Source organism: Pseudomonas sp. NBB, from assembly GCF_032701105.1.
Taxonomy (GTDB): Bacteria; Pseudomonadota; Gammaproteobacteria; order Pseudomonadales; family Pseudomonadaceae; genus Aquipseudomonas; species Aquipseudomonas asiatica.
Window position 1 is genome coordinate 760506 of record NZ_CP103994.1, and the last position, 13302, is coordinate 773807.

Below are 13302 nucleotides of genomic sequence, written 5' to 3' on the forward strand. Positions count from 1 at the left end.
GTCCGTTTTTTGGGGCGCTGTGCGCCCCATCGCCGGCAACTGCTCAATGGAACATGAAGAGCTTCTCGTTGGCGAACTGCGCCTCGAACTGATGCGCCGGCATCGGCCGCCCGAACAGGTAGCCCTGCACCTCGTCGCAACCATGCTCGCGCAGGAACTCCAGCTGCTCGTGGGTCTCCACCCCTTCGGCGATCACCGCCAGGTTGAGGCTGTGGGCCATGGCGATGATCGCTCGGGCAATCTGCGCATCCTGCTCGCCTTCAGGCAGGCCGTCGACGAAGGTGCGGTCGATCTTCAACACATCGATCGGGAACTGCTTGAGGTAGTTCAGCGACGAGTAACCGGTGCCGAAGTCGTCCACCGCGATGCTCAGGCCGAGGTTTTTCAGGCTGGCGAGAATCTGCATGGCTTCGTTCACTTCGCGCATCAGGATGCTTTCGGTCAGCTCCAGCTCCAGGCACGCCGGTGGCAGGCCGGTTTCTTCCAGAATGGTGGCGATGCGCGTGCCCAGCTGGCCGTCGGAGAACTGCCGCGCCGAGATGTTCACCGACACCTTGGGCACGCGCACCTTGGCCTTGTGCCAGGCCTTGAGCTGGCGGCTGGCCTCGCGCAGCACCCAGTCGCCCACGTCCACCACCAGGCCCAGTTCTTCGATCACCGGGATGAATTCGCCCGGCGGGACCAGGCCGCGGGTCGGGTGGCGCCAGCGCAGCAGGGCTTCTGCGCCGGTCAGGCGCTTGCCGTCGCCACTGAACTGCGGCTGGTAGTAGAGGATGAACTCGTTCTGCTCCATGGCATGGCGCAGGTCGCTCTCCAGCTCCAGGCGTTCCAGAGCGCTGGCGTTCATCTCCGCCTGGTAGAACTGGAAGTTGTTCTTGCCGCGCTCCTTGGCGTGGTACATGGCGGTGTCGGCGTTTTTCATCAGCTGGCTCAGCTCGCTGCCGTCCTGCGGGCTGAGGGCGATGCCGATACTTGCGGTAACGAAGAACTCGCGGTTTTCCAGCACGAACGGCCGCACCAGGCTGCCGAGGATGTTCTCGGCCACGTGGATGGCGCGGTTGAGTGCCATTTCACGGGTAGCGCGCGGTTGCAGCAGCAGGGTGAACTCGTCGCCGCCCATGCGCGCCACGGTGTCGTCGTTGTCCACACAGGCCAGCAGGCGCTGGGCCATGTCCTTGAGCATGCGGTCGCCGGCAGCGTGGCCGAGGGAGTCGTTGATCGGCTTGAAGCGGTCCAGGTCGAGGAACATCAGCACCACCCAGGCCTTTTGCCGCTCGGCCTGCTGCAGGGCGTTGTACAGACGGTCCTGGAACAACGTGCGGTTGGGCAGGTGGGTGAGGGCGTCGTAGTAGGCCAGGCGGTGGATGCGCTGTTCGCTGGCCTTGCGCTCGCTGATGTCGGTGAAGAAACACACGTAGCTGGCCAGGTCGCCTTCGTCGTCCAGCACTGCGGTAATGCCGACCCAGGCCGGGTAGTGGTCGCCGTCGCGGCGCTTGAGCCACATTTCGCCCTCCCAGCTGCCGCGCTGGTAAAGCTGCTTCACCACGTAGCGCAGGTGGCCTTCCTGCTGCTCGTCGACGGTAAGCATGCCCGGCAACTGGTCGAGCACCTCGCTGACGGCGTAGCCACTGACGCGGCTGAACGCTTCGTTGGCCTGGACGATATAGCCCGCCGGGTCGGTGATGAGGATGGCCGAGGTGGAGTGCTCGAATACCGTCGCGGCCATGCGCAGGTCTTTCTCGGCACGGCGTTGCTGGCTGATGTCGCGGCCAACCCCGAGCACGCCTTCGAAGCGCTCTTCATCGTCCCACACCAGCACCAGGCGCAGTTCGATGGGGATCTTGCGGCCATCGGCGCGCAGGCAGTCGAAAAGGAACAGCTGGGTGGGCAGCTGGCTGCGTAGCTGGGCAAGCTGGGCCGGGTCGCCCATGGCCTTGCTGACGCGCTCCATCAGGCTATAGATGCCGGTGAGCTGGGACGGGTTGGCGATGATCGACTGCCAGCCGTTGGCGAAGATCCAGTCGGCCTGGTAGCCCAGCACGCTTTGCACCGAGGGGCTTACGTAGTTGAGCTGGAGCAGCCTGTCGGTAGAGAAGATCACGTCGCTGATGCTTTCGGCGAGCATGCGGTAGCGCTGTTCGCTGTCGCGCAGCGACTGGCTGGCCTCGATCTGCACCGTCACGTCCTTACCCACGCCGATGATGCGTGTCACCAGGCCGTCGGCGTCACGGGTCAGCACTTGTTCGCGGATGTCGTAGCAGCGCCAGCCGCCATCACGGTGGCGGAAACGCAGCTGGCAGTGCAGCGGCTGGTCATGGCCGCTGTCGCGCTGTTGCTGGCGCAGCGCCTGGTAGTGCGTGGCATCCTCGGGGTGCAGCAGCAGCTCCCAGAAGCGCTCGCCCATATGCGCCAGCTCGGTACGGTCGTAGCCCAGGGTCTGGCCGAGGTGGCGGTTACTGAAGATCATGCGCTGGCTGAGCACGTCCTGCACATACAACTGGTCGGGCACCGTGCGCACCACGTCCGACCAGAAGCTCTCACGCTCCAGCAGCGACAGCTCCACCTGCTTGCGGCTGGTGATGTCGCTGATGCTGAGGATGACCGCCTGGCAGTCGCGGCGCTGCTGCGGCAGGCGGGCCATCAGCCACAGGTGCAACTCGCCACCCAGCGGCGCCGGCAGGCGCACCTCCAGCTCCAGCAGCGGGCGCTGCTCGATCAGCGCGTCGATCAGTTGCATGCCGATGCTGTCGCGGCCATCGCCAGTGCCATCGATCAGGCGCTGCCAGGCACCTTCGTGGCTGTCGATGTTCAACAGTTGGCGGGCCACCTGGTTGATCTCGGTGATCTTCAGCTCCAGCAGCAGCGAGCGGCGCAGGTTGGGGTCCAGGGCCAGGCTGTGTTTGAGCGCGGCACGGTTGCGCAGGTGGTAACGGTCGAGTTGGCCGGGCAGGCTGGACAGGTCGAGCACACACAAGGCCACGCCGGTGCCTTCGAAAATTTCCTGATAGCGCCGGCGGTCGTCCTGCAGCGCCCGTTGGCGGCGGCGCATGTTGACCAGGGCCAGCATCGGCAGCAGGGCGCAGAACAGCACCAGCAGGCATTTGCCGAGCAGCGCCGGCAGCAGCTTCTGTTGGGCCAGCTTGGCGTCGAACAGGCCGCGCAACTGCCAGGTACTGTTGTCGATGAAAGCCAGCATCACGCTTTGCAGCGGTTCGTTGCTGGTAACGGCCGGCGCATGGCTTTGCAGTACCTCGCCGTTGCGGCTGTTTTCCAACAGCCACAGCGGGTGGCCGGCACCATCCAGGTGGAGGGTGAGGGTGCGGTAGTAGTCCGGCGACAGGCGCAGCAGCCAGTAGCCGCGGCCTTGTTCGGTGGCCTGGCGTAGCAATAGGTAGACGGTGCGGTTGTCGCCCGAATTGGTGAAGAAGTACGGGCTGCCCTGGTTCAGCCTAAGCAGCTCGTCAAGCAAATGGCGGTCGGGGCTGCCGGCCAGGCTGTCGGCCTGCACCTGGCCGGTAGCGTCCAGCCAGGCCATGCTCTGCAGGGCCGGGAGGCGCTCGCGAAGGGTGCCCAGCAGGCTGGGCAAGGCCGAGGGCGTCGGCGCCTTGACGTAGGGCTGCACCACATTCACGGCCTGTTGCGCCTTGAGGGCCATGTTCAGGCTCAGGTGGTCGGCCAGTTCGGCGGTGGCGTCCAGGCTCTGTTTGCGCAGGTCAGCCTGGGTATGGTTGAACTGGGCGAACAGCTGCCACAGCAGCAGGCCCAGCAGGATCAGGGCCAGCAGCGCCAGCGCACCCTTGATCGACCCGCGCAGCGAGGCGACGGGCGCCTGTGGCGCGGAACGCAATGACGACGGATGAGTAAGATTGGTCAAGCGTTGATCCTGCGATTGGGCTGGCGATGGCAGGGATGGATCATGCACGGTGTGTGCCGGTGTCTGGTTGCCAGACCGCGGTGGCGCACTATAAGGCCGGACACCCGAAACGGGCTAGCATGCCTAGGATTATGGCAAAGTGCCAGCCGATGTGACCGGTGGTGCCTGCCCGGTGGTTCGGCAAGCCCCTGCAACCTGTGCGAGAATAGCGCCCGCTTCAAATGACAACGCATCGGAGATGTTCGGTTTTGGTTACTCACTTTTCCTCCAATGGCCTCGATTCCGCCTGCGGGCGCAGCAGTCAGACCCTTGTCAGCACTGCCGTGACCGAGGACGTATCCTGCAAGTCTTGCCAGCGTTCGCTGAGCAAACCCGAGGCGGCAGCTGTCGCCAAGAGCAAGAGCCCATCACTGGCCGAACTGCGCAAGACCGCCAAGGCGGCAGTTGAGCCGGCTGTTACCGTGGCCGAGGTCAAGCCGGCGGCCAAGGTTGTCAGCGTGCCTGCGGCCGCCAAACCGGCCAAAGCTGCTGAGCAGCAGCCGGCTCGTAGCGGTGGCTTCAGCGTGAAGTCCGCCTGGGCCGCGCGCCTGGCCGAGCAGGGCGACCGTTGCCGCTTGCCTCGGGGCAAGGCCAAGCAGCGTCACGTCTGAGTCATCTGCAGCTATACCGGCCCTTTCGCGGCTAAAGCCGCTCCCACAGGGATTATCACTGCCTTCGAGAACTGTGCAGTACCTCTGGGAGCGGCTTTAGCCGCGAAGAGGCCAGCACAGGCAATAGATTCCCCCCGATCCCACCCCCACCATCCGCCCCTCCTATGCAACGCCGCGCGTTGGCGTAGAATGGTCGACTTTGTTCAATGACACCCCGTAAATACATCCCCCTGGCCAGCGCGCCGGGGCGATCGTCGATGTCTTTACCTATCTGATTAGAGGGCTTGGTTTTGGCTCAATACGTCTACACCATGCATCGGCTGAGCAAGGTCGTGCCGCCGAAGCGGGAAATTCTCAAGAACATTTCCCTGTCGTTCTTCCCGGGCGCCAAGATCGGCGTGCTCGGCCTGAACGGCGCGGGTAAATCGACCCTGCTGCGGATCATGGCGGGCGTCGACAAGGAATTCGACGGCGAAGCCCGTCCGATGCCCGACATCAACGTTGGCTACCTGCCACAGGAACCGCAACTGGACCCGAACAAGTCGGTGCGCGAAGTGGTCGAGGAAGCGGTCAGCGTGATCAAGGACGCCCAGGCACGCCTGGACGAGGTCTATGCTGCCTACGCCGAACCGGATGCCGACTTCGACAAGCTGGCCGCCGAGCAGGCCAAGCTGGAAGCCATCCTGCAGGCCGCTGACGGCCACAACCTGGAGCGCCAGCTGGACGTTGCCGCCGACGCCCTGCGTCTGCCGGCCTGGGATGCACGCATCGAGCACCTGTCCGGTGGTGAGAAGCGCCGCGTGGCCCTGTGCCGCCTGCTGCTGTCGGCCCCCGACATGCTGCTGCTCGACGAACCGACCAACCACCTGGACGCCGACTCGGTGGCCTGGCTGGAGCGCTTCCTGCACGACTTCCCGGGCACCGTGGTAGCCATTACCCACGACCGTTACTTCCTCGACAACGTCGCTGGCTGGATCCTGGAACTGGACCGCGGCGCCGGTATCCCGTACGAAGGCAACTACTCGGGCTGGCTGGAAGCCAAGTCCGAGCGTCTGGCGCAGGAATCCAAGCAGCAGAGCGCCCACGAAAAGGCCATGAAAGAGGAACTGGAGTGGGTGCGCAAAGGCGCCAAGGCCCGCCAGTCCAAGTCCAAGGCACGTCTGCAGCGCTTTGAAGAAATGCAGTCGCAGGAATTCCAGAAGCGCAGCGAAACCAACGAGATCTACATCCCGGCCGGTCCGCGCCTGGGCGACAAGGTCATCGAGTTCAAGAACGTCACCAAGGGCTACGGCGACCGCGTGCTGATCGACAACCTGTCGTTCTCCATGCCTAAAGGCGCCATCGTCGGTGTGATCGGTGGTAACGGTGCCGGTAAGTCGACCCTGTTCCGCATGCTGATGGGCAAGGAACAGCCGGACTCGGGCAGCATCGAGATCGGTGAAACCGTGCAGCTGGCCTGCGTCGACCAGAGCCGCGAAGACCTGGACGGCGGCAAGACCGTGTTCCAGCAGGTTTCCGACGGCTCTGACATGATCCGCATCGGCAACTACGAGATCCCGTCGCGTACCTATGTGGGCCGCTTCAACTTCAAGGGTGGCGACCAGCAGAAGTTCGTCAAGGACCTGTCCGGTGGTGAGCGTGGCCGCCTGCACCTGGCCCTGACCTTGAAGGAGGGCGGTAACGTCCTGCTGCTCGACGAACCGTCCAACGACCTCGACGTCGAAACCCTGCGTTCGCTGGAAGAAGCCCTGCTGGACTTCCCGGGCGCGGCGATCGTGATCTCCCACGACCGTTGGTTCCTGGACCGTGTGGCTACCCACATCCTGGCGTACGAAGACGACTCGAACGTGGTGTTCTTCGAGGGTAACTACACCGAGTACGAAGCCGACCGCAAGAAGCGCCTGGGCGATGCTGCTGCCCAGCCGCACCGTGTACGGCACAAGAAGCTGGCCCAGTAAGCCGGTGTTCTGATGCACAAGAATGGGGCCCTTCGAGGCCCCATTTTTGTGCTCGGCTGGAAAGTGGTGTTGGCTTCTTCGCGGGTAAACCCGCTCCCACAGGGATGCCCATAGCTCTCGGGCTTGCGCAGCTCCTCTGTGGGAGCGGGTTTACCCGCGAAGAGGCCAACACTGATAGCGAATTTGTATACACTTATATAAAACGCACCAAATAATTTCAAAAAAACGACATTTCGCCCTATTCCGGTGCGATTGCTTCTTGGTACATTCCTGAAAAAAACCAATAAGTCCAATCCTCTTGGTGAGATGTCTACCATGATCGAATCTGTCGACAATTTCCTCGCGCGCCTGAAGCAACGCGATCCGGCCCAACCTGAATTCCACCAGGCTGTGGAAGAAGTGCTGCGCAGCCTTTGGCCATTCCTCGAGGCCAACCCGCATTACCTGCAGGCCGGCATTCTGGAGCGCATGGTCGAGCCCGAGCGCGCCGTACTGTTCCGTGTGTCCTGGGTCGATGACCAGGGCAAGGTGCAGGTCAACCGCGGCTACCGCATCCAGATGAGCAGCGCCATCGGCCCGTACAAGGGCGGCCTGCGCTTCCACCCGTCGGTCAACCTGGGCGTGCTGAAGTTCCTGGCCTTCGAGCAGGTGTTCAAGAACTCTCTCACCTCGCTGCCCATGGGCGGCGGCAAAGGCGGCTCGGACTTCGACCCCAAAGGCAAGAGCGACGCCGAAGTCATGCGTTTCTGCCAGGCGTTCATGAGCGAGCTGTACCGCCACATTGGCGCTGACCTGGACGTCCCGGCCGGTGACATCGGCGTGGGTGCCCGCGAAATCGGCTTCATGTTCGGCCAGTACAAGCGCCTGGCCAACCAGTTCACTTCGGTGCTGACCGGCAAGGGCATGACCTACGGCGGCAGCCTGATCCGTCCGGAAGCCACCGGCTACGGCTGCGTGTACTTCGCCGAGGAAATGCTCAAGCGCCAGGACAAGCGTATCGATGGCTGCCGCGTGGCGATTTCCGGTTCGGGTAACGTGGCCCAGTATGCCGCGCGCAAGGTCATGGACCTGGGCGGCAAGGTGATTTCGCTGTCCGACTCCGAAGGCACCCTGTACGCCGAAGCCGGCCTGACCGATGCCCAGTGGGATGCGGTGATGGAGCTGAAGAACGTCAAGCGTGGCCGCATCAGCGAACTGGCCGCGCAGTTCGGCCTGGAGTTCCGCAAGGGCCAGACCCCGTGGAGCCTGCCGTGCGACATCGCCCTGCCGTGTGCCACGCAGAACGAACTGGACGCCGAAGACGCCCGCACCTTGCTGCGCAATGGCTGCATCTGCGTGGCCGAAGGCGCCAACATGCCGACTACCCTGGAGGCTGTGGATATCTTCCTGGAGGCCGGCATCCTGTACGCCCCGGGCAAGGCCTCCAACGCCGGCGGCGTGGCCGTGTCGGGCCTGGAGATGTCGCAGAACGCCATGCGCCTGCTGTGGACTGCCGGTGAGGTGGACAGCAAGCTGCACAACATCATGCAGTCGATTCACCATGCTTGCGTGCATTACGGTGAAGAGGCGGATGGCAGCATCAACTATGTCAAAGGTGCGAACATCGCGGGCTTCGTGAAAGTGGCTGATGCGATGTTGGCGCAGGGCGTGGTTTGATCTGAGGCCGTTGGGGCCGCTTTGCGGCCCTTTCGCGACACAAGGCGGGACTGTCAGTTTTTTTGTGTTCGGGCCGGTAATGGCCTGCCGCCAGGCAGGCCCTGATTTTCACCAGGTTGGCCTGATGAACCGATCTCCGTACAGAATCGCAAATTGATTCATCGCGCTTTTCCAATCATGGGCCGGTTTTCCCCAATTGGCTGTTATGTTGCGCAATCCCAGCCAAATCAGTTTGGTCGCTGCGTCATCATTCGGGAAATGCCCGCGAGTCTTGATGACCTTGCGTAGTTGGGCGTTGATGCTCTCGATGGCGTTGGTAGTGTAAATCACCTTCCTGATGGCCGGAGGGAAGACGAAAAATGGAATCACTCGATCCCAGGCGCGTCTCCAGGCAGCCACCACCGTTGGATATTTCTCGCCCCACGGCCCGCTTTCAAATTCATCGAGTGCTTGCTCAGCCGCTTCAGCATTGATGGCTTGGTAAATCGGCTTCAGCTCCTTGGCCAGAGCCCGCCGCTTGTCCCAGGCCGCGAAGTCGAGGCTGTTGCGGATCAGGTGCACGATGCACGTCTGCAGCGTCGTCTCTGGAAACACGGCGCTGAGGGCCTCTGGCATGCCTTTGAGACCATCGGTCACGGCAATCAGCACATCTTCGACACCACGCGTCTTGAGATCGTTAAAGACCTTCATCCAGAACTTCGCACCCTCGGTGTTCTCGATCCAGATGCCCAAGATATCGCGCGTCCCGTCGGGTAGAACGCCCAGTGCCAGGTAAATGGCCTTGTTGCGCACCAGGCCTTCTTCGCGAATATTCACCCGCAGCGCATCGAAGAAAATGACCGGGTACATCGGCTCCAGTGGTCGCTGTTGCCACGCGCCAATCTCCTCCATGACCTCATCTGTCACAGAGCTGATGAAATCGGGCGAAACGTCGGTTCCATACTGCTCGGACAGAAAGGCTCGGATCTCTCTGACCGTCATGCCTCGGGCGTACATGGCGATGATCTTGTCATCGAAGCCGGTGTACCGCCGCTCGTGCTTAGGGATCAGAATGGGTGCAAAGCTGCCGTCTCGATCTCGGGGAATTTCCAAACGAAGAGGGCCATCGCCGGTCAAAACCGTCTTGCCACTCTTACCGTTACGCTGGTTGGTTTCATCCTCTAGGCGCTGCGCGCCCGGCGGATAACCCAGGTGGTGGCCGAGCTCGGCATGCAGAGCTCGCTCAATCAGGGCCTTTTTGAACGCCGCAGAGGCATCCTCGATAGCTTCTGCGGTCATCAAACCCTCACCGAACTGCTCCAGCAGCTCTTTGGGGATTTTGGGCAGGTCACGCAGGGGTTTCTTTTTGGTTGGCATACATGCACCTCTTACTCATGTTATGCCCGAACACAAAATTTCTGACACCCTCCACAAGGCCGCTCCCACAGGGAATTGCGTACTCCTGTGGGAGCGGCCTTGTGTCGCGATGGGCTGCAAAGCAGCCCCCAGGTCCTCAATCTTCACCAAAAACCTCAACCACTTCGATCACCTGCTCCCCCACCGGCCGCCGCCAGACCACTTCATCCCCAGGCCCCGCCCCGAGCAAAGCCCGCCCCAACGGCGAACCCCAGTTTATCAACCCCCGCCCGGCATCCGCCTCATCCTCGCCCACCAGCCGCACCACATGTTCCTGGTCCTGCGCATCGACAAACCGCACCCGGCTGCCAATCTGCACCTTGCTGCGCGACGTCGCCGCCGGCACAACCTGGGCGCTTTGCACTCGCGCGCTGAAGTAGCGCAGGTCCCGTTCGGTATCCGCCAGCCGCTGCTTGTCGCCACGTTCAACTTGTGCCTGCAGTTCGCTGCGCAGGGCATTCAGCTCGGTCACGCGCTCCTGCAGTTGGCGCAGGCCACTGGCGGTCACGTAGTTGGGTTGTTCGCTGACCCGTCGCTCGACCGGCTGATCAGCCTGGGCGGCGGCCTGGTCTTCGTTGACGAATGCTCGGCTCATGCGTGGCCTCCTTTTGCAGGAGACCATCATCGCAGGCCGCCGGTTTCAAGGGATGTCCGTTTGCGACTCAGTTGTGGCGATAGGCGCGTGCGGCGTCGCGGTCCTTTTCCTGCTCCCAGTCGCGCTCGCGCTGGTCCCAGAAGCGCTCGTGGTACTGGCGCTGTTCTTCGCTGTTCTGCATGGCGTGGCACTGGCGAAAGCCGTCGTCCCAGCCGCTTTCGTACTGGCGCTCGTGCAGGTAGCGCGGCACGTCCTTGCGAAAAGCGCCGACCATCAGCCCTGCCGCCTGTCGGCCGCTGCTGCAGCCGTCCTGGAAGCCATCGGCATAGGCGGGGGGATAACCCTGGTGGACCATCTGCTCGTGGGTGGTTTCGCAACCAGACAGCAACAACGCCATGCACACGCCGAACCAGTACCGCGACATAACCACAAAACCCTCCGGTTGATACTGGAAAGTCTAGGTGGCGATTTGTCGGGGAGCCGTTAAAACAGTGTCAAAGAGTCGGTTGGTTCACACAGGTCAGCCTTGATGCGGTCATTTGTGGGAGCGGCCTTGCGTCGCGAAAGGGCCGCAAAGCGGCCCCGGCAATTCTGCATGAGTGCAACAATCTGGGGGCGCTTCGCACCCCTTTCGCGACGCAAGGCCGCTCCCACAAAGTCCGCTTCAGTAGTGATACCACTTCAACTCCAGCATCACCTCGTTCTGCGCCGTAGCCAGGTGGCTGAACTCTCGCGAAGCACTCAACCGCAGGCCCAGGTTCTGGCTGATCTCCCATTGCTGGTTAAGGCTCACACTGCGCCGTACTTCGCCATTGGTGAAATAATCGCCCTTGGCCTCCAGCGTCATGTTGCCCAGCCCGTTGCGCCACAGCAGCCCGCCATTGAAGCCCGCCGCCGGGGCGATGAACTGGGCAAAATCATTGTGGTGCTCGACCCGCAGCGTGCCCAGGGCAAAGCCCAGCAACCCGTCGGCCAGTTGCCAGGTGCCGCCGGCCCCGCCGTTCACATGGCTTACCAGCACTTCGTCATCATGCTTGCCCGGCACGCGCTCCAGCCCGCCGGCCACCTGCCATGACCAGGGCTTGAGCAGCTCGTTGCGCGGTGTCAGCGAGCGGATGGTGGCCAGGTCCAGGCGCTGCACCTGCCAGTCATTGCCTTCGTACTGGCGCAGCTTCAGCTGCAGGATCTCGATCTGCGCCCCCAGCGGGAAGCCATAGGCGTTGTCATTCAGGTCGTGGTAGGCCATCCGCAGGCCGTACTCGGCGTAGGCGCGGTCTTCGCGGGTGCCTACGCCCAGCTGCCAGGTGCGCGAGTCATGGCCGTCCTCGGGCAGGCCTGGGCGCTCGATCTGCAGGGGCGGGGGCGGGTTGCTGTTGATTGCCCGCAGCAGTTCGAAGCTGCGTTTCGCCTGCCCAGGGTCGCGCTCCTGGCCATTGGCACGGTAACGCTCCAGGCGGTACGCGGCGTCCTGCACCAGCGCCTGGCGCTGGCGGGGGAGGGCCTTGAATTCGGGGCTCTGCAGTTGCCCGGTGTCGGCACTTACAGCCAGCACCTGGCGCTTTTCGTCGTGATCGAGCGGCTCGGCCCGGGCCAGCAGTTCACGTTCGCGAGAGGGGCGGTACGTCTCGCTGGCGACCATGCCGGACTGCTTCACGGCTTTCACCGTGTCGGTCGGGATGGCGGTCAGCGGGAACTGCGAGGTCAGGTCAAGGCCCGGCCGGGCCACCTGCAGCAGCTCCAGCAGGCGGTACGAGCAGTTCTCATCGAAGAAGAAGTAGTCGAACTGGATCTGCTTCAGCTCCCACACATGTTCGACCATGCGCCCGGTTTCTTCCGGGGTCAGGTCCAGTTGGTATTCCCACAGGTCGCGGTTTTCCAGGCTGCGGTATTCGGACAGTTTCTCCTGGTAGGGCATCAGCGCGAACAGGCCCGGGTAGCCACCCATCAGGCCCTTCCAGGCATACAGGATGCTGTTGTCGCTGCCTTCGATGTAGGCGCCGAAGTTGATTGCGTAGCTCAGCAGCGTGGTGTCGTCGCTGCGGGTGTTGGACTGGTCGATGCGCAGCAAGGTGTGGCCGAACATCGATGACGGGCTGTTCAGGTAGGCCGCCGGGAAGATCAGCGCCGCACTGTGTGGGTCGATCGACTGGTACCAGGTGGTGAACTCCTGGCAGTCAGGTTGCGGCAAGTCTTGCAGGTCGAGCTGTTCGCGCAGCCAGCGGGTGCGCGCCGGGAATACGCACTGGGCATGTTTGTCACCGAGGCTGGCCGGGGCGTACAGCGCTTCGACCGTGGCTTGCAGCTCTTGGTCGGGGTGGTGCGCGCCGTCCTCGGCAAGGAAGAACGCATCATCATCCACGTAGCTGCGCCAACCACCCAGCTTGGCGGTTTCGTAATGGCCCAGGGCAATCCAGTAAGGGGTGTTGGCCAGTTGCTGGACACGGCCTTGGTCCAGCACAGGCGCGGCATGAACAGGGGCGCAGGCACACAGCGCCAGAGATACGAAGCGTTTGAGCATGTCGGGCAACTACTTCTTAACGATGCCGAAAAAAGGCGAAACCCGCCCCGGGGCCGGGGCGGGAGGAGCTGCACTCAGGCCTCGGTTGCGTATTTGGCCAGGCGTGGGTCGTTCTTCAGAACAGCCAGGGTGTTGCTGTGGACGGTTTCGGCAGTGACGTCGGCGCTGCTGAAGATCTGGTTGAAGTGCTGATGGGTGACCGATGCGAAGTAGCCACGGTCTTCAGGGGCCACGCCGAGAACCACGGCATAGGTGGTCAGTGCTTCGCCCTGGCCCATGGCCATGTCTTCGGAAAGCTCATTCATCATGCCGTTCATGGCGAACCAGGACTTGCCGCCGTAGGTCAGCGACGCTTTGGTCGAGCAACCGTTGGTGCCGGAGGTCATGCCGAAGGTGGCGTTACCGGAGGTGCCGTTGGTGGTGGAAGCCAGGAAGTGTGCCGGAGTGCCGCGCTGGCCTTCGAACAGCATGTTGCCCCAGCCGCAGTTCGGGCCGCCTGGCGCTTCGGCCATGGCATTGATCGAGACCACGGTGAACAGAGTACCCAGAAGAATCCGTTTCATAGCATTTGTTCTCTATTTGACTTAACCAAGGGTCAGGGTTTCTGGCAACTCGGTTGCCAGGTCGGGAAAGCTTTTCACCCACCCGCGCAGCTT

Annotated in this window: 9 protein-coding genes; 3 read left to right on the top strand and 6 right to left on the bottom strand. The window is 62.8% G+C overall.

Translation table 11 applies throughout. From position 1 onward, the window contains the following. Window positions 1-43: 43 nt before the first annotated feature. Window positions 44-3874: a bifunctional diguanylate cyclase/phosphodiesterase gene (locus NY023_RS03435; RefSeq protein WP_038408666.1), complete on the bottom strand. Its 3831-nt coding sequence runs from the start codon at window positions 3872-3874 to the stop codon at window positions 44-46. Window positions 3875-4122: 248 nt separating this feature from the next. On the opposite strand from NY023_RS03435, the gene NY023_RS03440 reads away from it, so the two are divergent. The 3 genes from NY023_RS03440 (at window position 4123) to gdhA (ending at window position 8138) form a co-directional block, all read left to right on the top strand. Beyond that, window positions 4123-4524 (top strand): hypothetical protein, encoded by a 402-nt coding sequence (locus tag NY023_RS03440; protein ID WP_024086234.1) that lies wholly within the window; start codon window positions 4123-4125, stop codon window positions 4522-4524. A 290-nt stretch (window positions 4525-4814) separates the two neighbouring features. After that, a complete protein-coding gene (gene ettA, locus NY023_RS03445; protein ID WP_015268893.1) occupies window positions 4815-6482 on the top strand; it encodes an energy-dependent translational throttle protein EttA in 1668 nt (555 codons plus the stop codon). Window positions 6483-6797: 315 nt separating this feature from the next. Beyond that, a complete protein-coding gene (gene gdhA, locus NY023_RS03450) occupies window positions 6798-8138 on the top strand; it encodes an NADP-specific glutamate dehydrogenase (RefSeq protein WP_015268894.1) in 1341 nt (446 codons plus the stop codon). A 108-nt stretch (window positions 8139-8246) separates the two neighbouring features. Here gdhA and NY023_RS03455 read toward each other — a convergent pair whose 3' ends face one another. The 5 genes from NY023_RS03455 to NY023_RS03475 form a co-directional block, all read right to left on the bottom strand. Next, window positions 8247-9494 (bottom strand): IS256 family transposase, encoded by a 1248-nt coding sequence (locus tag NY023_RS03455; protein ID WP_316927882.1) that lies wholly within the window; start codon window positions 9492-9494, stop codon window positions 8247-8249. A gap of 136 nt (window positions 9495-9630) precedes the next feature. Then, a complete protein-coding gene (locus tag NY023_RS03460; protein WP_038408667.1) occupies window positions 9631-10128 on the bottom strand; it encodes a GreA/GreB family elongation factor in 498 nt (165 codons plus the stop codon). 67 nt (window positions 10129-10195) lie between these two features. Continuing rightward, window positions 10196-10552, bottom strand: a complete 357-nt coding sequence (locus NY023_RS03465) for a hypothetical protein (protein WP_013970815.1) — start codon at window positions 10550-10552, stop codon at window positions 10196-10198. Window positions 10553-10792: 240 nt separating this feature from the next. Continuing rightward, window positions 10793-12646 (bottom strand): DUF4105 domain-containing protein, encoded by a 1854-nt coding sequence (locus tag NY023_RS03470; RefSeq protein WP_038408669.1) that lies wholly within the window; start codon window positions 12644-12646, stop codon window positions 10793-10795. A 74-nt stretch (window positions 12647-12720) separates the two neighbouring features. Beyond that, the gene (locus NY023_RS03475) at window positions 12721-13209 is read right to left on the bottom strand and encodes a DUF3015 domain-containing protein (protein ID WP_003256313.1); all 489 of its coding nucleotides are present in this window, start codon (window positions 13207-13209) and stop codon (window positions 12721-12723) included. Window positions 13210-13302: the final 93 nt, after the last annotated feature.